Genomic DNA, 23,024 nt, shown 5'->3' with positions numbered 1-23,024 from the left:
TCACAGGAAATGACCGGCAGCATCCTTAGGCCCCTACGTTTCCAGCGTGGCGGTGACGCGATCCGGTGTAAACGGCATGTGGCGCAAGCGCTTGCCTTGTGCGGCGTAGAACGCGTTAGCAATGGCCGCAGGCACCATCGGAGTGCCAACCTCGCCGACACCAACAGGCGGCGCATCGACCTCCGCGACGTAGATCTCTATCTCAGGCATCTGCGACGCGCGTGTGATCTCGTAGTCCCAGAAGTTGCTCTGCACCACCTCGCCGTTTTCGATGTCGATCTTTTCGGAAAGAGCCATCGAGATTCCAAATACGATCCCACCTTCGATTTGATTGAGCGCGTTGTCCGGCGTGACAATCAGGCCCGCATCGATGGCCGCCCAGAAGTTGGTGATCTGTATCTCTCCGCTGTCCGCGTCGACTTCAACTTCCGCCACACCTGCCGCCATTGATGAACTGTAGCCAGCGAAGGAAAGACCTAAGTTTCGATCACCCCGATTGTACCAATCGGACATTTCGGCCACTTTCTCGAGCAGGTGCCGCCCGCGCGGGTTTTCTGAAACAAGGTCCAGCCGGAACTCCAACGGATCCCGCCTGGCTTGTTCTGCCAGTTCGTCCATAAAACACTCTGCCGCAAAGGCCGTGTAGGACGCGCCAATACCGCGATAGGGGGCAAGGCGCGCGTGCCTTTCCATGATCAGGTGATCGGCGCGGAAATCCTTAATCCCATAGAATTTGCTCTCTGCACCGCGCATCGAGATCACATCGTTCGGGTTAACCGCGTCCCAACGCACGGGATTGAAAAACCCGATCACCGTTGGTGTAGCGACCTTGTGATACCACCCGTCGAGTTTTCCGTCCGCAGTCAGACCTGCCTCAAGCTTTTGCGCTGCAGCGGGACGGAAGGTTCCCTGCTTTAAGTCGTCTTCACGCGGCCAGATCACTTTGACAGGGCGTCCAATAGCTTTCGAGCACAGCACTGCATCGCGCACATAGTTCTGCATCAGGGCTGTGCGTCGACCAAATCCTCCGCCCATTGTCATCATGTTCAGTCGAACGCTTTCGACAGGGATGCCCAACACCTCCGACACGGTGCGCGCGGTCCACGACTGCGTTTGCGTGCCTGCCCAAACCTCAGCACCTTGCCCGTCCGCATCGACTGCCGCGACAGCTGCCATCGGCTCAATCTGAGCGTGGTAGGCATAATCCGACAAATAAAGCTGCGAATACTGACGGTCAGCGTTGCCAATGGCTGCGGGGGCGTCGCCTTTCTCGGCCCAGGTTGCACCCGACGCTTCAGGAGCGCTGACAGCTGCGGCGTATTCGGCCAGCGTCTCTTCGCTTTTTGAGGTTCGGAAGGGTGAGGTGGTGGACCATTCGACCTCAAGCAAGCCCCGTGCCCCCAAGGCAGACCAAAGGCTTTCCGCGACGACGGCGACGCCGTCCGGTACTGTTACGATATCGATGACGCCCGGTACTTCGCGTGCGGCAGCGTCGTTGATGGAAAGCGGCACCTCGTCCTCGACTGGTGCGCGCAGGACAGCTGCATAGGCCATATTGGGCACTTCCACATCAATGGCATATTCAGCCTGACCTGTGCTTTTGGCCGGAACGTCGCGACGCGGTAGGTCTTGCCCGATGATCCGAAACGCGGATGGGTCTTTCAGAGGCACGGTTTCAGCGTCTGGTACCGTCACATCCCTTGAACCGAGCGCCGCAAGTTCACCATACCCTGCCTGCTGGCCATCCGGGCCCAAAACAACACTTGGTTCGGTCCTAAGGCTGGCTTTGTCCACACCCCATTCGCGCGCTGCGATTTGCAATAGAACGTCGCGCGCCTGCCCGCCTGCCTTGCGCATCGGGTCAAAGTAGAACTGCGTTCCAGTGCTGCCAGCCGTGTACAAAACACCGCCAAAAAGCTGATTTCCAAAGCGCCGATCATCAGCGTTCAACTGTTCGATCTCAACGTCGTCCCATGCTGCATCCAGTTCCTCAGCGAGGATCTGCGGCAGTGTGGAATAGCTGCTTTGCCCCATTTCGGTCGAGGGGAAGACGATCCGGATGCTTCCGTCGGCCCGGATCGTCAACCAATGATTGACATCCAGCGTTCCAACTGCGGCCTCAGAGCGGACCGATGACAGCCCGCCCACTCCAATGAAGAACGTCAGGCCAGCGGCGCCTTTTAGAAAACCTCGGCGGTTCATGGTCATAGTCATCTCAAACCTCCTTGGCTGCGCGTTCGATGGCTTTGAAAATGCGGTTGTAGGTTCCGCAGCGACAAAGGTTCGCGCTCATCTCATCGACGATTTCCTGTCGTGTCGGGGATGGATTGCCCGCCAGAAGTGCCGCTGCGCGCATGATTTGGCCCGACTGGCAATAGCCGCATTGTGCAACCTGCTCTTCGATCCAGGCCCTCTGAACAGGATGCGAGCCGTCTTCGGACAATCCTTCGATCGTCGTGACTTGCGCATCCTCCACGTCGCTAACCGACATCTGACACGCGAAGCTCGCAACACCATCCACATGCACCGTGCAGGCCCCACACATGGCAGCACCGCATCCGTATTTCGTGCCCTTCAGTTTGAGTGTGTCCCGAAGGACCAGCAGCAACATTTCGTCAGGGGGGGTATCAACCTCTACGGGTCGGCCGTTCAATTCGAATTTGATCATTTGGAACAGTCCTTTTGATGCCTGATATTGATGGGGTCGCGTGGAGTGGGTTTCGTCATGGCCTGACCATGGAGTGGTTTTGCCGGACTCCGGTGCCCGAAGGGACCACAGGCGTGACACGAACTTTCAATCCCGGCAGCAAAGCCGGGTTGGGGTTCTCCAAATCCGCCCACACCCGAATTTTGCCGTTTTTGTCGTCCACCCAGACGGCCGAACCAGTTTGCGTGAATGGCTTTTGCAATACCGCGCCAGTTTCCGACACAATGCGAAACTGGGCCAAATCCGAAGATGCCCTTGGACGCGCGTCATTCCCGTTCATCTCCTCAACCCAGTGGGCGTAAGGGATCTCAAAAACAACGCGCAGGCGGTCAAGGTTCACGATCTGAAACAAGGGCGGGTCACCAGAGCTGAACTCAACCAGTGACCCCGGCCCGACCTGTGGATCTTCAACATGGCCAGAGATCGGCGCGCGGATGAACGTGTCGTCGTAATTCGTTTGCGCGACCTTCAACTCCGTTTCCACCAATGCGGTTTCCGCCTCAGCCAATTTCAGGTTGGTTTCCGCTTCGAACAAGGCGACCTCTGTTGCGGTTCCTCGCGTGGACAACTGAGCGGCGCGTTCCATTTTATCGCGCGCTTGATCCAGCAAAGCCTCGGCCTTGGCCAGCTCTGAAATTGCGGCATCAACCGCCAGTTTTTCGAGATCATTTCGCAGCCAAAGCAGTGGAGTGCCTGCCTCCACATAATCGCCTTGGGCGACAAGTACCTCTTCGACAATGCCTTCTGCGCGGCTGTACACGTCCGACCGTTCAACTGCTTCGATACGGCCTTCAAATCCTAGGTCTCCCGCTGACGCGCAGTCAGGCCCGTGAAATCCGAACAAAGCTGCAAGAACCATGACCGGCAAACCGCGCCATTTTGACGTGGATGGGCAAAGCATCTCAAACACTCTCATCATGGCGCAATCAGATGGCGGACGACGGGTCCGCTTTCTCTTGTGTCGAAAGCTGCGACGGTCTTTTGAACATCCTGATCCTGCCGCGACACCCGAGCGTGCTGAGCCAGATGTTCTTCCCAAGATGAAACCATGAAGGCTTCGACCCATAGCTCGGGGTCTTCGGCACTTTGGAAGACACGCCAATCATAGGCGCCATCGCGCCAGCGCTCGCCCGACCATTCCTGGATCGCGGACAGGAATGCCGCTTCGTCTTCGGGGCGGATGCGATAATCGACTTCGACCATGACAGGACCGCGGGATTCCATGCCGTCCTCCTCAAGGGCAACCTGTGGTGCAGGCCAATGCATAGAGGGCGTTAGGTCCAGATCGACGCCCTGACCAAGCTGGAACTTGCGTGTTAGAAGCATGCCGACGATCAGGCCTCCTGCTGCGAGTAGCAAGGTAATCGACACAGATGATGCCGTGGCCACCTGGCCCCAGATTGCTGATCCAAACGCCATGGACCCGAAGAAAACCATCAGATTCACAGACAATCCTCGGGCCCTGACCCAATTGGGCAGCGCCGTCTGCGCCGAAACATTGAACGTGGTGAGAACGGCAATCCAGCTAAAGCCACCCAACAATGCGGCGACATAAGCCAACGGAGGTGTTGTCGCCGTTGCAAGAATAGCCATGGCAACGGCAGTGCCGATGGTGCCGCCTGCAGCTGTCGTGCTTGCATCAAGCCTCGCGCGGAACTGCGGGAGGGTCAAAGCACCCGCAACAGCCCCTGCACCGATCAAAGTCAGCAACAGACCATAAAGCGTCGCCCCGCCGCCTTCGATTGTCCGGACAACCAATGGCAATAGCGCCCAATAGGCAGAGGCAAAGATGAAGAAGGCAAAGGATCGGATCAATGTTGCCTTGAGCGGTCCGTTATGAGCGACGTGCCGCATGCCAGTCATCATTGCGTTGAATACAGGCTGAGATGTCTTCGAAACACCGCCTTCGTGCTTCCAAAGCAACAGAGCGCCGATGATCACAAGGTAGCTGACCGCGTTGACAGCAAACGGGGCCGCCAGACTGACCGATGCAATCAGAACGCCCGCCAAAGCAGGGCCAATGGCACGGCTGATGTTGATGCCCATTGAATTCAACGCAATGGCTGGCTGCAACGCATCACGCGGCACCAGGGTTGGCACGATCGCTTGCCAGGCAGGAGCCATGAAAGCTGTGCCAGTTCCGATGGCCAACGTGAACAGGATCAGCAGCGTGGGTGTTACCAGTTCAAGCTGAACCAACACGGTTAGCACCGACACCAGTACCAGAAGCACCACGTTCACTGTGATTAGCAATTTGCGTTTATCAAGCCGATCCGCCAGCGTTCCGGCGTACAAGGCAAAGACAAAAACCGGCAGGGTTGTTGCCGCCTGCACCAACGAGACCACAGCAGGGGATGAGTTGAGCGTTGTCATCAACCAACCCGCGCCCACATCATGCATCCACGTGCCGACGTTGGAGATTAGGGTCGCGACCCAAAGAAGTGCAAACGCCCGATGTTTGAACGGGGCCCAAGCCGAGTTTGATGCCGCAGGTGCAGGTTTTGCGATGCTACCACTGGATGACATCTGCCAACTCCTCGCGGTTTTTTTCGGCGTAGGACCGCACAAACGGGCAAAGAGGCACTATGCGGAGACCCTTGTCGCGCGCGTCTGCCACAAGCTGTGCAGCCAAGGCCCTCGCCAGGCCACGGCCACGCAGCTCATCCGGGACAAACGTATGATCGGCGATGACAAGGCTGGGCGTGACCTTAGATAGTGTCAGTTCCGCCTCACTCACGATCCCGGACACCGAAGCGCCGTACCGAGCTTTTGTGTCGCTTTCGCTGTAAGTGATTTTTAGCTTTTGGTCGTCCAACATGGGATATCTCCTGAGGTCTTTCCGCTATTCAGCGGCAAGGCTGCCTTGGTTTTGCGCCGTAGCGCCGGGGGCACCGAAAATAGGAACGGGTGACCAATCGGGAAGCTCCGGCAATGGGGCTGGTTCATGCGCCGCAAAACGGGCCTTGGCGTGCACGATCTTGCCGCCTGTCAGCGTCAGGTCGGCCTCGATCTCGGTGATCTCGTCCTCGGCGATCGAGAAATAATCCCGGTCGAGCACGGCGATATCTGCCCATTGACCTGCTTTGATCTGACCCTTCTTGCCGTTTTCCCGGCTGAACCAAGCCCCTGCAGCTGTCCAATGACGCAACGCGTCGTGCCGATCCAAGCGGTTCGCCGCACTCCAGATGACGTCTCCGCCGCGACCCTTGCCAGAAACGGCCCAGTGAATGGCCAACCACGGATTGTATGAGGATACTCGCGTGGCGTCCGTGCCAGCGGCAAGAGGCACACCAGATGCCATCATCTTCTTGACCGGCATAACCTCGCGCAGGGCGTCTTCACCGTATCGGTCGCGATAGGCTGTCGTCTGAAAAGCGATGCGGTTTTGGTAGCTGATACCGCCGCCAAGCCGGGCGACCCATTCCATGGTGGATTCCGAAATCGTCTCACCGTGATCGAAAATCCAGTTCAGCTCTTCCAGCCCTTTGTCACGACCGACCTCTTCGATAAGGCTCAGCAACCGGTGGGCGCTTTCTTCATACGTGCAGTGGAAACGGATCGGCCATCGGTTTTCGAACAGAAACTCCAGTACTGGCCTGAGGTCTCCTTCCATCCGCTTGGGCAGATCGGGGCGTGGGTAGCTGAAGTCTTCGAAATCATAGGCCGACGCGACCAGCATCTCGCCCGCTCCCACGCATTTCAGGTAGTCGTTGCCTTCATCTGGTTTGACGATGTCATTCCACCGTTTGAAATCGTCCAGTTCGAACATCGGACGTTGTGCAAAAAGCTGATAGCCGATGCGCACCGTTTGCTCGCCGCGCTTATTTAACTCGGTGATCACACCGTAATCATCGGGATAGTTCAGGAAGCCACCCGCGCAATCCAAAGCTGAGGTCAATCCAAGCCCATTCAGCGCCTTGAAATAGTGCTTGGTCGAGGTGACCTGCTGCTCGAAATCCAGCTTGGGTGCCATGTCCAACAGCGCATAAAGCGGCTGAGCGTTGGGCCGCGCCAGTGCCAACCCGGTCGGGTTGCCCTGATTGTCCCGCTCAAGACGGCCCGAGACAAAGGGTTCGTAGAAATGCTTGTCGATGCCGATTGCACGCAGGGCGGCTTTGTTCAGCCACGCGCGATCATACAGGTGCAACACGTAGACAGGCACGTCCGGCGCAACCGCATTGATCTCATCAATTGTTGGCAGACGCTTTTCGGCGAATTGGTCAACGGACCAGCCGCCTACGACACGGATCCATTGACCCGCAGGTGTACGCTCCGCCTGCGCCTTTAGCATACGCAGACCGTCGGCAAGAGACGGAACGTGGTCCCAGCGCAGCTCCATCGCGAAGTTATTGCCTTGCCGAATGATATGCGTGTGGCTGTCGATCAGCCCGGGGATCACACGTTGGCCGCCCAGATCGATTGTCTCGGTTTTAGGACCCGCAAGCCCGAGTGTCTCCTTGTCTGTACCAACAGCCGTGATCTGATCCCCCGATATGGCCACAGCTGTAGCTTCGGGCATGTCGGGATCCATTGTCGTGATCTTGCCGTTGAAGAGTATCTTGTCTGGGGCGGCCATGATTTGCATCCTTTGGCAAAGCGGGACTGGTCGGTGCCCGCCGGTCGGGCACAGATGAGAATGGTTTGAGAAATCGCCCGCTCGGTTTCACGGGGAGGGATGAGGGGACCGAGCGAGCGCGGCGCGGCAGATTATTCTGCGGCGACCTTGCCGGCGGGCACCGCGTCCAGTGTCGGACCAGTGTGACGGGTGCGCGATGGGGCCTTGTGGACCATCGTATAGGCGTAATCCACGCCCATGCCGTAGGCACCGGAGTGTTCGCGCACCAGGTCCATGACAGCGTCGTACGTGTCGCGCCGTGCCCAGTCTCGTTGCCATTCCAGCAGAACTTGCTGCCAGGTCACAGGGATGACTCCGGCTTGAACCATCCGGTCCATCGCGTATTTGTGGGCATCAACCGACGTACCCCCCGACGCGTCCGCAACCATGTAGATTTCGTAATCCGTATCGGCCATGCAGCTCAGCGCGAAGGTGATATTGCAGACCTCGGTCCAAAGGCCGGAGACCACGATTTTCTTGCGGCCTTCAACTGCCCCGCGTGCCAGCGCATCGCGGACTTTCTGGTCGTCCCAAGAGTTCATGGACGTGCGTTCCAGCAAAGGCGCCTGGGGGTCAACGTCCAGAAGTTCAGGATAGGTTTGCCCCGAAAAGCTGTCTGTTTCGACCGTTGTGATGATTGTGGGCACGCCGAAAATCTTGGCGGCTTTAGCCAGGGCAACGGTGTTGTTCTTCAGCGTCTGACGATCAATCGATTGCACACCAAACGCCATCTGCGGCTGATGGTCGATGAAGATGATCTGGCTGTTCTCTGGGGTCAGGACATCAAGTTTGGACATTGTTCGTTCCTTGGTTGAGTTTGGATGGGGTTAAAGGGTTTCGGTTTTGCTGGGTTCTGCGACTTGGTCCGCCTTCGTCACGGCGAAGGATTTCAGATGCAGGGCCTGCGACACGGCGTCGGAATGGCCCCTGATCCATTGCACGGCGGCTTCTCCGGCAAGCATGCCCAAGAGGCCCAAAAGGGCGATGATTGGTGGGGCCGGACTGCGGACTGCGATCAGGCCGTAGATGACCCCGATGCCAAGGCCCGCTGCGAGCGATATAAGGTAGGGTTGCCAAGTCACGTTGGACCTCGTTGGAATTTGGATGCGATTGCTTTGACGACTGAGTTTTCTGGGCGTGCGGTCCCCATGTTGGTTCGGTGCTGAAACCGACGGCACGAGGCTGTTTGACGGCTGTCCAGCCCTCCGTCCAGCGCACGTCCTTGCAAGGCCTTTTGGTAAATCGCGATCATTTCACTCAGTTCCAGGTTCTGTTGTGTAACGATGTGGGGTGTAGTTTGAACTCGACAAAGCAGAAGTTCTGCGGGTATGCATTAGCTGGGCTAAACTATAAATTTGAGCTGCCATGCCACTGACCCGATTGCCTTCCTTGCTGAGTTTGCGCGCCTTTGAGGCGGCGGCCCGGCGCGGATCAATCAAGGAAGCAGCCTATGAACTTTCGGTCACGCCGGGCGCGGTCAGCCAGCAGATAAAGGCGCTGGAAGCCGACCTTGGAGTGCCTTTGTTTGTGCGAAAGACCCGCGCGATCCATCTGACACCTGAAGGACAGCGCTTGCAGCCGACGATCAGCGAAGCGTTTCTGCAGATTCGCCAAGTGGTCGATGAGGTCCGCCCCAAGAAAGCACCGAAGCTTCGTATAAGCTCCAGTAATGCGCTGATCAGTAAGTGGCTTTTGCCTAGGCTTCACAAGTTTACCAAGGACCACCCTGACGTTCAGGTCCATATCGAGTCCGAAAACCCCTCGGACCACAAAACCCACGCCACGGCCGATATCGAGATCCGATATGCAAGCGAGCCGCCTTCGGACCGGTATGCGCAGTTGCTCCACCGTGAGCTGATGCTGGTTGTTGCCAGCCCGGCTGTGCTGAACACATTTGGCATAAGGTCTCCTGCCGATATTAACGCCGCGCAGGTTTTGTACGACACAACGCCGATGCTGGCCGGATCGGTTCCCAGCTGGGTTCTTTGGAGCCAACACGCTGGTCTCCCGAATGCGGTAGACCCTTCCAAAGCCATGCGGTTCGAAAGACCACCGGGCGGTCAGATTGTGGACGCCGCGATCGCAGGCGCGGGTGTAGCGCTGTGTGGATCGCTGCTGGTTTACTCGGCACTTTCTGACGGTCGGCTGATCTGCCCATTCGGTCCTGTAGTAGAGACAGGGTTCAACTATTTCATTTGTTGCCACCCGGGGCGCGAGCGTGAAGAGCATATCCATGAGTTCATGTCCTGGGCGCGCAAAGAAGCCGCTGTGTTGTCTACGTTGAATGCGCTGCTTGATCATTCAGCCGAGGCTGACGTCCCCGTTGAAGTGGGTCGCTAGGGCCGTCAGCTCGGAGTTGCGCAATTCGTGCCCGCCTTCGTGAATATCTGATGTGACCACGGCGCCATTCTCGGACAGCCATTTGATCAGGCGTTCCGACATCGTCAGCGGCGTGATCGGATCGCGCCGACCCGCCGTCACCAGAACCTTCCGTCCCTTTAGCTGCGGATTTACTTCGGGTTCCCAAGTCACCATCGGATGCAAGAGCCCGACCGCTTCGAAAAGGTCCGGACGTTTAAGAAAGACGGACGCCAGAATATTTGCCCCGTTCGAATAGCCGAAACCATAGACGGGGTGGCCGGGATATTCTGAGCGATGGGCTTCGATGAACGCGATCATCTTTTCAGTCGCGCGCGCAAGGTCCTCCATGTCATAAATCCCCTCTGCGGCGCGACGGAAAAACCGCGCCGCGCCCATCTCAGAGACATCACCGCGCGGCGAGACCACTCCGCCTCCGGCAACAAGCTCGCCAGCCAGTTCGAAAAGCTGATGCTCGTCCCCTCCGGTGCCGTGAAAGGCAAAAACCAGCGGACGGGCAGATTGCGGCGCCCGCACCAGCGCCTGATAGAGATCTTTGGACATCTCAACCTCCGTCATCATGGTTCAAGTGAGGGCAGAAGACTTTCTATCTTGCTGCGATGTGGCTCGTAACGGGTGGGCAGCTTGAGCGCTTCACCCAGATGGGCCGTATCTTCGTCACGGTCAAAACCGGGCTCGTTCGTGGCGATTTCGAACAGCACACCACCCGGCGTGCGGAAATAGATCGCCCAGAAGTAGTCGCGGTCAATAACCGGCGTGACCTGATAGCCGGTATCCAGCAAAGCCTGCCGAACACGCAGCTGCGCGGCGCGGTCTTCGACGGCAAAAGCGATGTGATGAACGGACCCAGCGCCTTGACCAGCGGTCGGAGCACCTGACGGCAGCTGTTGCAGATCAATCGTGTCTGCAGCGTTACCCCCCTCGATCACGTAACGAGTAGCGTCACCTTCGGATTCAGCTTTCTGGTACCCCATGAATGTCAGCAGTTCACCCGTCGCGTCGACGTCCTTCAACGCAAAGCGTGCGCCTCGGAAACCCAAAATTCCAGCGTCATCGGGAACACCGCCCTGGGTCCAGGCTGTCCGACCTCGCACGTCAGTTTCGACCAAGGCAAAGCTGTCGCCATCGGGACCGTCGAAGGACAAACGCTTTTCTCCGAAGACGGTGTTTTCGGTCAGCCCGGTCACACCGCCAGATGCAAGATGCTGTTTCCAGAACGCGATACCACCTGTAGGGATGGCAAACTCCGTTATTCCAACCTCTCCGGCACCACGACGCCCCCGAGGCATCTGGCCGAATGGAAAATAGGTCATGACCGAGCCCGGCGTGCCGATCTCATCCCCGTAATAAAGGTGATAAACCTCAGGTGCGTCGAAATTGACCGTCTTTTTCACCCGGCGCAGACCCAGGGTGTTGGTGAAGAAAGCATTGTTGATGCTGGCGTCTGCAGCCATCGATGTGACGTGGTGCAGCCCTTTGATGTCTTTGATCATGTTCCGCTCCTGGGCGAGTGTTCAACTTGCATCAAAGATGGCGTATCTATTATTGAAGTGAATAGACAATCATGTGGGTTTATTATTGACGAAAACGGAATTATTAAGCTGACATGATCGAGCTTAAGCCCATCCGCGTCCTGCGCGCTGTATCAGACCAGAAAAGCTTTTCCTTGGCCGCGCGCGAACTGGGTATCGCTCCGGCATCAGCAACACGCATCATAGCGCAGCTTGAGAAAGACCTCGGCACACAGCTTCTGGTACGCACCACACGTCAAGTTTCATTAACCAGCGCCGGAGCAACTGTCCTTGCGCAGTACCGACCGTTGTTGGAGGGGTTTGAGGAGGTTACACGAAACCTTCAACGGGCCAACCAACCTGACAAGGGCCATCTGCGTCTGACCGCGCCGGTATCACTGGGCGTAACTTTGCTGCCGCAAGTGATCTCGGGGTTTCGTCTCGTCTATCCGAATATTTCAGTCGAGATCAACTTCACCGATACCCTGCTCGATGTGATCGAGGAAAACTGCGATTTAGCTGTACGTGTATCGGGCCCGCCTACCGATAAATCAACAATTTGGCGCAAACTGTGCGAAGTCCCACGACACATGATTGCTGCGCCGTCTCTGTTTGACCGCATTCCCAGGCCTGATCATCCGCGCGATCTGAACCCAGACTTTCTTATGTCATACAGCGCGCAAGGCCGCTCCGAAACCTGGGAATTCTCTCATGCAGGTAGCAACGTTTCGATTCAAGCAGGCGGAAAGGTAATCTCCAACAATGGAGACTTCCTCTACGCTCTTGCGGTCGCTGGAGACGGCATATGTGTTCTACCCGATTTCATAACTTACAAGGGATTGGCCAGCGGGCAAGTCGAGCAGGTGATGCCAAACTGGTCTATCACATCGTTGTGGCTTACGCTGTACTACCCGCCATACGAACAACTCCCACCGATCGTCGGAACGTTTGCCGAGTACTTTGAAGCGTTTGTGCAGAGCCATCCGAACCTGGAAACAACAGCTTAGCACGTGGACTTGCCGAGTGCTGTCAACTTTGTACCAAATAAGATCACGGTTTTCGCGGCAAACTCAGACTGGTTCGAATTCGTCTGACCGCAGCGCCATCAAAGCCCACAGCGTTTTTGACTGGCAAAAAGTCCAGCGCGCCTGCAAAGCAAGCACGTCCCATCTTTGCCAGAACTCTGGTTGCCCCTTCGATGCAGATCAGATCACCGTATCTGGTAATAGAATGACAGCTTGCGACTGGCGCCTCCGGGCGGGCGTGGGAAAGGTGCGGCGGTTCGGACCTGTTCCTTTGCGGCACGTTCTATGTCGGGCGAGCCAGAGCTTTCGACGACTTCGACCCAAGCCAAAGAACCATCGGGATCGATCTGAAAAAACACGCGCGCATATCCGCGCGCAGCAACGTAGACGATTGGCGCTCGGTTCAAATGAACCAGAACCTCACCGGCATAGTTTGTTGTGTCCGAGTTTCCGGGGCCACGTCCCCCAGACCGATTGCTGCCTCTGCTCTGTCGGAAGACATCCACACCTTCTCGTTTGAAGGCCGTGAGAGGCGATTCAATTGTCTGTTCGGGAAAGCGCAGATTGTCGAAGTTTCTGAAAACCTCCAATGATCTTGGCTGTTCTGTTTGCGCATTGCGATTTGGTGGTCGCGGTCGAAGCGACGATGTAGGGGCCTGATCCGTTTGCTCTGATTCCGCTTCGGGAAGAGGTACATCAGCGTCATCCTCTAAAGGGTTCAACGCTGTATCCGGTGTCACGGGCTCGATGGTTTCAGCTTCTTCGGTGTCGACCGGAGAGAGCTCGGGTGGCAATGCGGCAATCTGTACGTCATTTACCGGTTCTTCGACAGAAGAGGGCTCGACCGGTGAAATGGTTTGATCGGGCGTTGCTTCCGGGTTTTCGGTCGCGGTATCTGATCCCGCGGCTTCAGCGCTTTCACCATTGTCATCAGGGGCTTTTTCCACAGGTTCGGTGACGGCTTCGTCAGGCGCTCTGGGCTGAATGATCGTCGAGTCTCCGGTATCGGGCGCATAGGTTTGCTTTGGGTCGGGCGACGCGACACGGGCATCGCTTGTGGGACTCTCGGCCTCGCGCGGCTCAACTGGTGGTTCTTCTGGCGGGGGCGGAGCTTCGGTCAGCTCCGGCTGAACGGGTTCAAGTTGGGTATCGACAAACTCTTCGAATGTATTGCCTAGCTCGACAGTGTCAGTTTGGTCTTCTCCGGTGGCTTGGTTTGAAAAGTTTGGCACAGTCAGGGTTAGGCCCCCAAGATGCACCAGCACAGAAACCGAGATCGCAAGGAGTGCGACGAATAAAGACCGCCGGATCATTCGAGGGCCTGTTCTGTCACCAGAAAAACCGAAGGCGCACCTAACCGGCGCAGATTGCTGGTAACCTCCATCAACACGGGAGCAGATGCATTTCTATCCGGCACGATCCGCACAGGCCCGCCGTCGTGGTCTTGCATGAATGCCTCGGCGCTTATCGGTCTGCCTCGAAAGCGCAACGTGCCATCCGGATACAGGACAAGCGCATCTGGGGGCTCGCGGCCTTCTAGATCTGCGGTGTTTACCAGATCCAGTTCCGAGTCCAACGGCGGCGCTATCGTGCCCGCGATCAGAAAAAAGATCAGAATGAGGAAGACGACATTGATCAGCGGAATAGTTGAATCTCGGTGTCGGCCGGGTCGGATTTCGCGGATCATCGACTTACTCCAGCACGCTAACCGTCAGACCTTCGCGACCACGCAGCCGAACAAGAAGATCCACAAGACGTTGTGCGGACGTGTCGCTATCAAGGCTGACCAGAACCTGACCGGTCAGGGTTTGCTCGGCCAGGTCGTCAAGCGACATGGGCTGGCCATTCAACACCGCCCGCGTGGCGCCAAGTTGAACAAAAAAGCGCTCGGTTGGTTCCGCGTCGCTTGACTCGCCCGCAGCCGCACTGCTGAGTTCAATCTCGCTGAACCGTGAAAAGGTCGAGGACAGCATGAAAAACAGCAAAAGCAGAAAGATCACATCGATCAGGGGCGTCATCGACATACGCCGCCGGACAAATGGCGCGGTGTTACGCATGTTCCGTTGCAACTGAAACCGCGTCGGTTCCAACTGCGCTTGTTATTGAGGGCCCTGGCACCAGAACCGTGCGCAAAGCCTTGTCTGCAAAAACACGCTCGCGCGCGGTTCGACTTTCCAGCCAGGACAAAACCATCGAAGTCGGCATTGCAACGGCCAGACCTACGGCAGTTGTAATCAAGGCCACCCAAATCCCACCGGCCAGAACCGATGGATCAACTGATGACCCTGCGGCTTGCAGGCTTTGGAATGCGCTGATCATACCCAGAACCGTGCCAAAAAGACCCAACAAGGGTGCAAGCTGTGCCACTGTGTCCAGCAGGCGGAAGCCACGCTCCAACCCGGCGAGCACAAGGCTCGCCTCGGCATCCAGCCTGTCATCGGCCCCGGGCACACCCGATGCGTCCATTGCAGCGCTAACGATAGGCGCAAGATAGCTTTTGCTGCCAGCCAGTTTTGCGCGTGCTGCGTTCTGGTTACCTGCGTCCCACGCGGCGAGTGCTTCGGACAGAACCTTGTGCCGACCGACACCACAGACCGCAAATTGCCAGAGTTTGTAAAGCGTGACGGCCAGCGTCAGAACCGACATCGCGATCAGGATCGCGACGACGGGCCCACCAAGGGCAAAGATTTCACGAAGTGCGGTCAGTGGACTCATCCCAAAAGCTCCATGTCTACCCGGCTGCTCGGCGACAGGGCATCTTCGCAAATTTCACTTTCGGACCCGTCCACCACGCAGGACTGTGCGCCATTGATCAGGGCTTTCCCAACCGAGGCGCAAGTCAGGTTTGGTAACTCGAACTGACGAACGCGTGCTTTGTCGGCCGGCAATTCACCGAACCTGAAAATAGAGAGTTGTAGAAGGCCACCATCGACATCAAACAAGACTGTTTCAAACACCGCGTTGTCTATCGAATGTCCGGTTTCATTCTTGACCAGAAACGTAAACCTGCAGGAGCCCTCGATATTCTCGATCGTGTTCAATTCCATAAACAGCTTGCCTGATTGTTCGGCGTCAGATTGCGCAAGCGCGTATGACGACAGCCCCCCGCACAACACGGCCGCTGCAAAAAGGCGACTAAGAAACATAAGTTTACTCCAATTTTGTTGCGCTCAGTTTGCGGGCGATGACCATCAGTTGGCCGTTTGTTTGTTGTCCCAGTTGTTCGTTATGTAAAGGGTAACGAAGGGTCGAGGAGTAAAAGGATCGTCATCGTAAGTTGATGAGTGCGTCTACATCGTAAGAAATACGAAGCACAAAAAGAATTTCAACAGCGCTTGTGAACATCAAACCCAGCCGTAGCGGCGCCGCGAGCAAAGGGCGAAAGTTTCAATCTAGGGCAGACACAACAGCTTGCCCGCTTAAATGCTGGGTTACGCCAGAACGGTGGATTGGACATGCTTTGCATATAAAACTTGCTAATCGCGCATCAAATAATGCATATTTGTCTATATTTTTTCGTCATTATAATAACAAAAAGTATACTTTTTAAGGGGCGGACATCGAGCACAGTGCAATTTGCACGTATCAGGACCCAAAGGGGGAAGGGGCTCGATTTTGTCGTGGTTAAAGATTGTGTTGGTTCTTTGCTTTGTTGTGATCATGCCGTTGCAAGCCGTTGCCAGCATTGGAAAAGTTATCAGTGCCAAGCAAGGTGCCCAGCTTATTCGTGAGGGAAAAGCTCAGCCTGTGTATTCAGGGATGGATGTCGTGTCAGGGGATACGATTTCCACGGACCGGACTGGGTTGATCCAAATTGTCTTTGTGGATGACACCAAGATCGCAATCGGCCCCAACGCGCGCATGGTGTTGGATGTGACTCTTTTACGTGGCAATCGTAAAGCCAAGAACTTTGCTGTTCAGGCGCTTGGCGGCAGCTTTCGGTTTATTTCCGGCAAAAGCCGAAAGAGGGCTTATTCGATAAAAACACCTTCAGCGACGATGGCGGTTCGCGGCACAACTTTCGATATGTGGGTCGTGTCGGAACAGCAAAGCGCGATGCTTGTGCTTGAGGGGACTGTCCGAATGTGCGGCCTCAAGGGATCCTGCAGATCTTCGGGGCGTCAGTGCAGCATGTACGCGACAGGCGGCAGCGGAGCCGTCGGGCGCCCTGCCAGCCAGGCACAATATGAACAGGCGTTACAAAGCGGGTTTCCCTTTGTTCAATCCCAGGAAGGTCTTTTGCCACCGTTGCAAGTAAGGGTCGAAGGCTGTGCCGGGGAAGCTGCGCCGATACGACGTGTCAAACCCAATAGGGCAGAGCCACGCGCAGCGCCTTTGGAACGTGGGGAGAGAACGACCACGGTGGAAGCGACGCCATCCGCAAGCCCGGCCCCTTCAGGGCAAAGTGAGCCCGAACACGTGGATCCCGATCCGCAAGAGCCCGAGTACGAGGATCCTGATCCACAAGAGCCGGATTATGAGGACCCCGATCCGCAAGAACCTGAACGCGAAGAAACTGACCCTGAAGATCCCGACCTACAAGAGCCTGAAAGGGAATAGTTCGACGGACGCTTTTGAGTAACAGCGTGTTTTTCCTCTTACCCGGAGGAGGATGTGAGCAAAAAGATACATAAACCCAAGAACGGGCGATGGGCCTTTCGTCTGGTGGGGTTGATCCTGATCCTACTTGGCTGCACTGTACGAGCATTGGATCCTTACCCTGTTCGCATGACGCGTTTGATCTACTTCGACGTTTTGCAAAGGTTGTCCCCGCGAGAGTTCAATCCGGATCTTCCCATACGCGTCGTGGATATCGATGAAGATGCTTTGGCCAATTGGGGGCAGTGGCCCTGGCCACGCACTTTGGTTACGCAGATGGTGCAAAACCTTGGGGAATACGGTGCTGCAGCCATCGCATTCGATATGCTGTTTGCGGAGCCGGACAGGTATTCGCCGTCACGGCTTTTAAACGATCCGTCATTGGCTGGCATTCTGACGGTGGAACACCACGCCAAGCGGCTGGACAATGATGTGCTGCTGGGTATGGAAATTGCCTATTGGCCAGTGGTTCTGGGTGCCGCCGCGCGGTTGTCTGAGGAAGGCAAAAGTATCGCGGCCAAAGCGGGTATCGTCGAATTTGGAGAAAATCCCACTGCGGGTCTGATCTCGGTTCCACATTGGACGCCTATTGCGCCTCCGCTGGATCGTACTGCCGCCGGTATTGGTGGAGTCAACGTCTCACCCATCGGCGGAACAGGCATCGTGCGCCGCGTGCCGGTGCTTTGGGATGGGCCGGATGGGCCTATGCCTGGTCTGGCTATAGAGTCTTTGCGGGTCGCGTTGGGAGAAACCAATATCTTCGCCGAAGGCGCTGTGGACGAAGAAGGGATCATGTTGGCGGTTGAGGTTGGCGGATACCAGGTGCCAACGACCGAGAATGGCGAGCTTTGGCTGAAGTATCGGCGAGACACACCCGACCTGTATATTTCGGCCAACGACGTTATGAAGGGTTCTTCGGATGCGTCTTTACGGGCCGAAATCGAAGGGCGCATAATACTCGTCGGAACATCCGCTGCCGGATTGTTCGACATTCATCAAACGGCGCTTGGGGAAAGCGTTCCCGGTGTTTCCATTCATGCGCAGATGATCGAACAGGTTCTGACCCAAGACATGCTCAGCCGTTCTGACGTGACGGCTGCGCAAGAACTGCTTGCTTTTGTCTTTCTGGGGCTTGTGGTCATCGCCGTCATGTCCAGCTTCGGCGCTGTCGCGTCTTTCGTCGCCGGAGGTATTGCCGCAGCTGCAGTTCTTTCGATCAGTTGGATGGTCTTTCAAAACCAATCGGTGTTGTTCGACGCAACATTTCCTTTGATCGGCGGCATGGCAAATTTCGGTCTTTTGGCGGGGTACCTGTTCATATCGACCGAGCGCGAAAAGCGTGAGATCCGAAAGGTGTTCTCGCATTACGTCGCCCCTGAGATCCTTGATGAAATGGAGTACTCGGGTCACCAACTGCAACTGGGGGGGGAAACTCAGGAAATCACGGTGATGTTTTCAGATATCCGTGGGTTCACCTCTCTGTCCGAGTCGGCATCCGCCACTGAACTTGTTTCAGTACTGAATGCGTTGTTCTCCAAAATCGGGGACCAGGTGTTGTACGAGCGGGGAACGATCGACAAGTTCATTGGCGACGCAATAATGGCCTTTTGGAATGCGCCAATACCCGTCGCGGACCATCCGTGTCGCGCGGCATTCGCCGCGCTCAAGATGCGGGATGCTTTGGCGGACTTCAACGCATCCGACATTATGAAAAGCCGTCAACCCATTGCATTGGCAACAGGAATTGCCACTGGGCAGGCGTGTGTTGGTAACATCGGGTCCGAAAAACGTTTCAACTATACTGTCATCGGCGATGTCGTGAACGTTTCGGCACGGCTCGAACAAAGCTGCCGTACGGTCGACTATGACATTGTTGTTTCAAACGGGGTTGCTCAAGCCGGGCAAGCGGACCTGGCCCTGTTGGAAGCCGGACATGTTGATCTGAAAGGCAAAGCCAACCCGGAACCTGTGTACGTGTTGGTAGGTGACAAACTTGTGCTGGAGACTGCGGCGTTCAAAGACCTCAAAGTTCTGCACAGCGAATTGATTTCTGCGATCACTGGTCGACACCCGCAAAGCAGAATTGAAGATTTGTGCCGGTGCTGCGAGGGCTTGGCTGAAAATATCGAACCTGGGCTGCGCCGGTTCTATCGCGCGCTTCTTGGGCGAACGGCCGATTTCAGATCAGACATACCTGCAGGTGAGCTTATCTTCACCAGATACAATCAAAGGCTTGGATCTGAGTAGGCGGGGTCACGTCCCGGAAAACGATCTGCTTTAACCAGACTTCATTGAAATGGCCCGTGCGCGTGAATTTGGCAACTCGACGCCGGGTGATCTTCTGTTTTGACGCCTTTGGCGCGCGGGATATCGCACAAAAAGATGTCGCATTCCTTGAATTTGGCGTAAGACGTTAGCGCAAACTGTTTTGCAAGAAGCCAGCAATAGCCTGGTCGTAAATTGCGACGGACAAAAGGGGGAGAGCAGGTGTATCTTGGTCTGGATCTGGGGACATCCGGTCTCCGCGGTATTGTTGTGGACGACGGGGGGCGTGTGCTTGCGGATGCCGAAGCGGGTGTTGAAACCTCAACGCCGCGCTCTGGCTGGTCGGAGCAAGCGCCATCGGACTGGATCAAGGCTTGCCAAAAGGTGGTTGTCCAATTGCGCCAGGCGAATTCTGCAGCGTTTTCTGCTGTGCGTGCCATTGGGCTAAGCGGGCATATGCATGGTGCCACGTTACTTGACCACGAAGGCTCGGTGTTGCGGCCATGTATCTTGTGGAATGACACGCGATCCGCGTCCGAAGCTGCCGAGTTAGACGGTTCCACCGGGATGCGCGAGGTTACAGGGAATATCGTTTTTCCAGGATTTACGGCGCCAAAGCTGGAATGGGTGCGCGTACATGAACCCGAGATCTTCGAAAAAGTGTCTAAGGTTCTGCTTCCCAAGGATTACCTGCGTTTTTGGCTCACAGGCGAATATATCAGTGACGTGTCGGACAGTGCCGGGACAGCGTGGCTGGATGTTGGTCGCCGCGAATGGTCTGACACGGCGCTTGAGCTGGGGCATATGCGCCGAGATCAGATGCCTCAACTGGTAGAAGGCAGCGCAGTTGGAGGGCAATTACGGACCGAGATCTTGCAGAGCTGGGGCCTGACCGGGCCTGTACTGATTGCAGGAGGAGCAGGAGATAACGCTGCAGCAGCCTGCGGTATCGGCAGCATCCAAGAAGGCACGGGTTTTCTGTCACTGGGAACTTCGGGGGTGCTGCTGGTGGCGAAAGAAAGCTATGCGCCCGCGCCGGAAACGGCGGTTCATTGCTTTTGCCACGCGGTGCCAGACCGTTGGATTCAAATGGGTGTCATCCTGTCCGCCACAAACAGTCTGAACTGGCTTTCACGCAACGTTGGGCAGCCTGTTTCAGCGCTGGCGTCTGCCTTGCCGGACCGGATCAATGGGCCCTCGGATACGACTTTTCTGCCTTACCTGTCGGGCGAGCGGACACCCCATAACGACAGCGCCATCAGGGGGGCATTTCTGGGGTTGGATATAGCGGCGGATCCCAAGGCGCTGACACAGTCTGTAATGGAAGGTGTCGCCTTTGCCATGCGCGATTGCCTTGAGGCGCTCAGGGGTACGGGAACAACGCCCCAAAGTCTTCTCGTCGTGGGGGGCGGGGCACGATCGCGGTTTTGGCTGGAAACGCTGGCGACTGCTCTGAACACACCGCTGGCTTTGCCCAAGGGAAGTGAGTTTGGCGCAGCGACTGGCGCGGCACGTCTGGCCGTCTGCGCCTCTGAACGGGCAGATCCAAAGGACATTATGACCCCGCCGGACATTTCCGAGGTCATTTTGCCCAGAACAGAACTGTGCGATGGGTATGATGACGCGTACGAACGCTATCGCCAATATTACAGGGCCCTGTCGCCGCTGTCGGTGCAAAGATGACGGATCAGTCTTCTGCGACCATTGAGCGGGTCACCTTGCAAGACGGTGACATGTCTGTTGCCTTGCTGAACTATGGCGCGATCACACAAGGTTGGTGGATGGGACAAACGCCGTTGATACTGGGCTATGACTCTCCGCAGGATTACCTCACAGATCCGTATTATCTGGGCGCAACTGTCGGACGCGTGGCCAACCGCATCAGCGGAGCCCGGTTCGACTTGCTGGGCGAAACCTGTCGCTTGACCGCGAATGAGGGGCAAAACACCTTGCATGGCGGCGGGACCGGGTTGTCCAGAAGACACTGGAATTTCCGTGAAGTTTCTAGAAATCAAGCTGTTCTGTCCGTGGTTTCACCTGGCGGCGACGGCGGCTTCCCCGGCTCAGTGCGGTTTGAGTTGGGCGTAGAGCTTAAGTTCCCGCGCCTGACCTACACGATCACCGCGCGTCCGGATCGACCCACGCCGATCAGCATCGCGCAGCATAATTATTACACTCTTGGCTGTTCGCAGGGCATTCTCGATTGTCGTCTCAAATTAAATGCCGATCAGTTTCTGGAACTAAACGAAAGCGCTGTTCCCACAGGCCGCATTCTGAACACCAAGGACGAAAATCTGGATTTCTCGTGCCGTCGAATTATTGGTCAAGAAACAGGCTGTCTTGACCATTACTTCGTGTTTGCGGACGGGAGAGATGTGAAAATGCCTGTGGCAGAAGTCGACGCACCAACGGGTTTAAGTATGAAAGTCTATTCCGATCAACCCGGTGCTCAGGTCTATGCGGCGGCGCATTTGTCGGATCCGTTCAGACCTGGGGCAGCGCTTTGCATTGAACCCGCCGGATACACGGACGCGGTCAACCATCCCGCGTTCCCGTCTGTGATCTGCACGCCGGAAAAGCCATATCATCAGAACCTTACGTTAGAGATAGATGGGGTGCGCACATGAGAGGTCAGATTTCGGCTGCCGTTGCCGGCCTGTGGCTATTCGTGCCTGCGGTTCAGGCACAGGACCTTGGCCCTGTTCCGACATTTGTTGAGCCGGATCTGGAACGTGTCGAGTTGGGGCAACTGCTGTTCTACGACCCCATCCTGTCGGGAAACAAAAACATCAGCTGCGCGACCTGCCATCATCCTGAACTGGGCACATCTGACGGGCTCTCGCTTGGAATTGGCGAGGGCGGCGTTGGGCTCGGGTCCGAGCGCAAGATCACTGAAGACAACACGCCCGAACAAAGAATCCCGCGAAACTCGCCGGGGTTATGGAATTTGGGCGCGATGCAGTTCACGACCTTTTTCCATGATGGGCGGTTAGAGGCTGATCCGACACAGCCAAATGGCATCCGAACACCGTTAGGAACGGATATGCGGCCCGGTTTTCAATCGGCTCTGGCCGCGCAAGCGATGTTCCCGGTGCTTTCACCCGACGAGATGGCCGGGCACTATTCCGAAAACGAGGTGAGCAAGGCCGTGCGGCTTGGCTTGTTGACCCAGGAGGGCGGGGCCTGGGACCTGATCGCGGCCCGGGTGGCGGCGATACCGGAATACTCGCAGCGATTTGAGGATATCGCGCCCGGCGAAGAGATCACCTTTACCGCCATCGCCAATGTCATCGCGGATTTCATCGCGTTTGAATGGCGAGCAGACAACAGCCTTTTAGACCGCGCGATGCGGGGTGAAGAAACTCTGCCCGCGTCAGCGCAATTGGGTATGACACTGTTTTATGGTGAGGCCGGTTGCAGCAGCTGTCATTCTGGATGGTTCCAGACGGATCACAGTTTCCATTCCATCGCCATGCCCCAGATCGGCCCCGGAAAAGCGGCCCGGTTCGAAAACCACGTGCGTGATGACGGGCGGTTGCGCGTCACGGGCGATACAGAGGATGCGTTTGCCTTTCGTACACCATCGCTACGGAACGTGACGTTGACCGCGCCTTACGGGCACAGCGGCGCTTATGCGAAGCTTGAGGATGTGGTGCGCCATCATTTGGATCCGGTGGCAGCATTGCGCAATTATTCGGTCGAGAAAGCCGAACTGCCCGGATTTCATGGGGCCGAGGATGCCCAGGCCATGCAGGACCCGGCACACGTCGAAGCGATTGCCGCTTCTAACACACTGGCTCCTGTTAGCCTGAGCGACGATGACGTCAGCGCCATCCTGAGTTTCCTCAGCACTCTGGAGGACCCGGCAGTTCGGTTGGGTGTGCCCAAGGCAGTTCCCAGTGGTTTGCCCGTTGACCAATAGT

22 protein-coding genes are annotated in these 23,024 nt (G+C 56.6%); 7 read left to right on the top strand and 15 right to left on the bottom strand.

The annotated features are described in order from the left end of the window. Positions 1-33: 33 nt before the first annotated feature. The 8 genes from ACR3EH_RS03160 to ACR3EH_RS03125 form a co-directional block, all read right to left on the bottom strand. On the bottom strand, positions 34-2,214 hold the full coding sequence (locus ACR3EH_RS03160) for a xanthine dehydrogenase family protein molybdopterin-binding subunit (RefSeq protein ID WP_171182535.1): 2,181 nt from the start codon (positions 2,212-2,214) through the stop codon (positions 34-36). 1 nt (position 2,215) lies between these two features. Continuing rightward, a complete protein-coding gene (locus ACR3EH_RS03155; RefSeq protein WP_171182537.1) occupies positions 2,216-2,668 on the bottom strand; it encodes a (2Fe-2S)-binding protein in 453 nt (150 codons plus the stop codon). A gap of 55 nt (positions 2,669-2,723) precedes the next feature. Beyond that, positions 2,724-3,626 (bottom strand): efflux RND transporter periplasmic adaptor subunit, encoded by a 903-nt coding sequence (locus tag ACR3EH_RS03150; RefSeq protein WP_171182539.1) that lies wholly within the window; start codon positions 3,624-3,626, stop codon positions 2,724-2,726. Further along, positions 3,623-5,233 (bottom strand): MFS transporter, encoded by a 1,611-nt coding sequence (locus ACR3EH_RS03145; RefSeq protein ID WP_171646749.1) that lies wholly within the window; start codon positions 5,231-5,233, stop codon positions 3,623-3,625. The genes ACR3EH_RS03150 and ACR3EH_RS03145 overlap by 4 nt, the downstream gene beginning before the upstream one ends. Further along, positions 5,217-5,525: a GNAT family N-acetyltransferase gene (locus ACR3EH_RS03140; protein WP_171091841.1), complete on the bottom strand. Its 309-nt coding sequence runs from the start codon at positions 5,523-5,525 to the stop codon at positions 5,217-5,219. Before ACR3EH_RS03140 ends, ACR3EH_RS03145 begins: the two co-directional genes overlap by 17 nt. 24 nt (positions 5,526-5,549) lie before the next feature. Then, positions 5,550-7,283, bottom strand: coding sequence for an amidohydrolase (locus ACR3EH_RS03135; protein ID WP_171182543.1), 1,734 nt, complete (start codon positions 7,281-7,283; stop codon positions 5,550-5,552). A gap of 131 nt (positions 7,284-7,414) precedes the next feature. Next, on the bottom strand, positions 7,415-8,119 hold the full coding sequence (locus ACR3EH_RS03130) for a hydrolase (RefSeq protein ID WP_171091846.1): 705 nt from the start codon (positions 8,117-8,119) through the stop codon (positions 7,415-7,417). Between the two features lie 30 nt (positions 8,120-8,149). Next, a complete protein-coding gene (locus ACR3EH_RS03125; RefSeq protein ID WP_171182544.1) occupies positions 8,150-8,404 on the bottom strand; it encodes a DUF1427 family protein in 255 nt (84 codons plus the stop codon). A gap of 283 nt (positions 8,405-8,687) precedes the next feature. Between ACR3EH_RS03125 and ACR3EH_RS03120 the strand changes: the two genes are divergently transcribed. Beyond that, positions 8,688-9,662, top strand: coding sequence for a LysR family transcriptional regulator (locus ACR3EH_RS03120; protein ID WP_171182546.1), 975 nt, complete (start codon positions 8,688-8,690; stop codon positions 9,660-9,662). On the opposite strand, the gene ACR3EH_RS03115 is transcribed toward ACR3EH_RS03120, so the two are convergent. Then, entirely contained in the window at positions 9,624-10,244 is a 621-nt protein-coding gene (locus ACR3EH_RS03115; RefSeq protein WP_171091852.1) for an alpha/beta hydrolase, read from the bottom strand. The two genes, ACR3EH_RS03120 and ACR3EH_RS03115, sit on opposite strands and share 39 nt — an antisense overlap. Before the next feature lie 14 nt (positions 10,245-10,258). Then, positions 10,259-11,194, bottom strand: coding sequence for a VOC family protein (locus ACR3EH_RS03110; protein ID WP_171182548.1), 936 nt, complete (start codon positions 11,192-11,194; stop codon positions 10,259-10,261). Positions 11,195-11,307: 113 nt separating this feature from the next. Here ACR3EH_RS03110 and ACR3EH_RS03105 point away from each other — a divergent pair, with 113 nt between their 5' ends. Beyond that, positions 11,308-12,219 (top strand): LysR family transcriptional regulator, encoded by a 912-nt coding sequence (locus tag ACR3EH_RS03105; protein ID WP_171182549.1) that lies wholly within the window; start codon positions 11,308-11,310, stop codon positions 12,217-12,219. Between the two features lie 203 nt (positions 12,220-12,422). On the opposite strand, the gene tolA is transcribed toward ACR3EH_RS03105, so the two are convergent. From tolA to ACR3EH_RS03080, 5 genes are read right to left on the bottom strand one after another with little or no spacing between them, the layout of a single operon-like run. Next, on the bottom strand, positions 12,423-13,550 hold the full coding sequence (gene tolA / locus ACR3EH_RS03100) for a cell envelope integrity protein TolA (RefSeq protein WP_171182551.1): 1,128 nt from the start codon (positions 13,548-13,550) through the stop codon (positions 12,423-12,425). Then, positions 13,547-13,924 (bottom strand): ExbD/TolR family protein, encoded by a 378-nt coding sequence (locus ACR3EH_RS03095; protein ID WP_171182553.1) that lies wholly within the window; start codon positions 13,922-13,924, stop codon positions 13,547-13,549. Before ACR3EH_RS03095 ends, tolA begins: the two co-directional genes overlap by 4 nt. A 4-nt stretch (positions 13,925-13,928) precedes the next feature. Continuing rightward, positions 13,929-14,255 (bottom strand): ExbD/TolR family protein, encoded by a 327-nt coding sequence (locus ACR3EH_RS03090; protein WP_171182555.1) that lies wholly within the window; start codon positions 14,253-14,255, stop codon positions 13,929-13,931. Between the two features lie 31 nt (positions 14,256-14,286). Further along, positions 14,287-14,952 (bottom strand): MotA/TolQ/ExbB proton channel family protein, encoded by a 666-nt coding sequence (locus tag ACR3EH_RS03085; protein ID WP_171675458.1) that lies wholly within the window; start codon positions 14,950-14,952, stop codon positions 14,287-14,289. Next, the gene (locus tag ACR3EH_RS03080) at positions 14,949-15,383 is read right to left on the bottom strand and encodes a hypothetical protein (protein WP_171182559.1); all 435 of its coding nucleotides are present in this window, start codon (positions 15,381-15,383) and stop codon (positions 14,949-14,951) included. Before ACR3EH_RS03080 ends, ACR3EH_RS03085 begins: the two co-directional genes overlap by 4 nt. 469 nt (positions 15,384-15,852) lie before the next feature. Between ACR3EH_RS03080 and ACR3EH_RS03075 the strand changes: the two genes are divergently transcribed. From ACR3EH_RS03075 to ACR3EH_RS03055, 5 genes are all read left to right on the top strand, one after another. After that, positions 15,853-16,797, top strand: a complete 945-nt coding sequence (locus ACR3EH_RS03075; protein ID WP_253746365.1) for a FecR family protein — start codon at positions 15,853-15,855, stop codon at positions 16,795-16,797. Positions 16,798-16,851: 54 nt separating this feature from the next. Continuing rightward, complete coding sequence (locus ACR3EH_RS03070) at positions 16,852-19,083, top strand: CHASE2 domain-containing protein (protein ID WP_371732069.1); 2,232 nt, start codon at positions 16,852-16,854, stop codon at positions 19,081-19,083. A gap of 240 nt (positions 19,084-19,323) precedes the next feature. Then, complete coding sequence (gene xylB / locus ACR3EH_RS03065; RefSeq protein ID WP_171675460.1) at positions 19,324-20,784, top strand: xylulokinase; 1,461 nt, start codon at positions 19,324-19,326, stop codon at positions 20,782-20,784. Further along, a complete protein-coding gene (locus ACR3EH_RS03060) occupies positions 20,781-21,728 on the top strand; it encodes an aldose epimerase family protein (RefSeq protein ID WP_171182563.1) in 948 nt (315 codons plus the stop codon). Before xylB ends, ACR3EH_RS03060 begins: the two co-directional genes overlap by 4 nt. After that, positions 21,725-23,023, top strand: coding sequence for a cytochrome-c peroxidase (locus ACR3EH_RS03055; RefSeq protein ID WP_171182565.1), 1,299 nt, complete (start codon positions 21,725-21,727; stop codon positions 23,021-23,023). Before ACR3EH_RS03060 ends, ACR3EH_RS03055 begins: the two co-directional genes overlap by 4 nt. Position 23,024 lies beyond the last annotated feature (1 nt).

This window comes from Ruegeria sp. BG7 (assembly GCF_056535685.1).
This window is presented reverse-complemented; position numbering and strand designations above follow the sequence as displayed.

Excerpts from the sequence above, each read along its gene's own strand:
- ACR3EH_RS03160 (WP_171182535.1), bottom strand. The coding sequence starts at position 2,214 with ATGACTATGACCATGAACCGCCGAGGTTTTCTAAAAGGCGCCGCTGGC.
- ACR3EH_RS03155 (WP_171182537.1), bottom strand. The coding sequence starts at position 2,668 with ATGATCAAATTCGAATTGAACGGCCGACCCGTAGAGGTTGATACCCCC.
- ACR3EH_RS03150 (WP_171182539.1), bottom strand. The coding sequence starts at position 3,626 with ATGATGAGAGTGTTTGAGATGCTTTGCCCATCCACGTCAAAATGGCGC.
- ACR3EH_RS03145 (WP_171646749.1), bottom strand. The coding sequence starts at position 5,233 with ATGTCATCCAGTGGTAGCATCGCAAAACCTGCACCTGCGGCATCAAAC.
- ACR3EH_RS03140 (WP_171091841.1), bottom strand. The coding sequence starts at position 5,525 with ATGTTGGACGACCAAAAGCTAAAAATCACTTACAGCGAAAGCGACACA.
- ACR3EH_RS03135 (WP_171182543.1), bottom strand. The coding sequence starts at position 7,283 with ATGGCCGCCCCAGACAAGATACTCTTCAACGGCAAGATCACGACAATG.
- ACR3EH_RS03130 (WP_171091846.1), bottom strand. The coding sequence starts at position 8,119 with ATGTCCAAACTTGATGTCCTGACCCCAGAGAACAGCCAGATCATCTTC.
- ACR3EH_RS03120 (WP_171182546.1), top strand. The coding sequence starts at position 8,688 with ATGCCACTGACCCGATTGCCTTCCTTGCTGAGTTTGCGCGCCTTTGAG.
- ACR3EH_RS03115 (WP_171091852.1), bottom strand. The coding sequence starts at position 10,244 with ATGTCCAAAGATCTCTATCAGGCGCTGGTGCGGGCGCCGCAATCTGCC.
- ACR3EH_RS03110 (WP_171182548.1), bottom strand. The coding sequence starts at position 11,194 with ATGATCAAAGACATCAAAGGGCTGCACCACGTCACATCGATGGCTGCA.
- ACR3EH_RS03105 (WP_171182549.1), top strand. The coding sequence starts at position 11,308 with ATGATCGAGCTTAAGCCCATCCGCGTCCTGCGCGCTGTATCAGACCAG.
- tolA (WP_171182551.1), bottom strand. The coding sequence starts at position 13,550 with ATGATCCGGCGGTCTTTATTCGTCGCACTCCTTGCGATCTCGGTTTCT.
- ACR3EH_RS03095 (WP_171182553.1), bottom strand. The coding sequence starts at position 13,924 with ATGATCCGCGAAATCCGACCCGGCCGACACCGAGATTCAACTATTCCG.
- ACR3EH_RS03090 (WP_171182555.1), bottom strand. The coding sequence starts at position 14,255 with ATGACGCCCCTGATCGATGTGATCTTTCTGCTTTTGCTGTTTTTCATG.
- ACR3EH_RS03085 (WP_171675458.1), bottom strand. The coding sequence starts at position 14,952 with ATGAGTCCACTGACCGCACTTCGTGAAATCTTTGCCCTTGGTGGGCCC.
- ACR3EH_RS03080 (WP_171182559.1), bottom strand. The coding sequence starts at position 15,383 with ATGTTTCTTAGTCGCCTTTTTGCAGCGGCCGTGTTGTGCGGGGGGCTG.
- ACR3EH_RS03060 (WP_171182563.1), top strand. The coding sequence starts at position 20,781 with ATGACGGATCAGTCTTCTGCGACCATTGAGCGGGTCACCTTGCAAGAC.
- ACR3EH_RS03055 (WP_171182565.1), top strand. The coding sequence starts at position 21,725 with ATGAGAGGTCAGATTTCGGCTGCCGTTGCCGGCCTGTGGCTATTCGTG.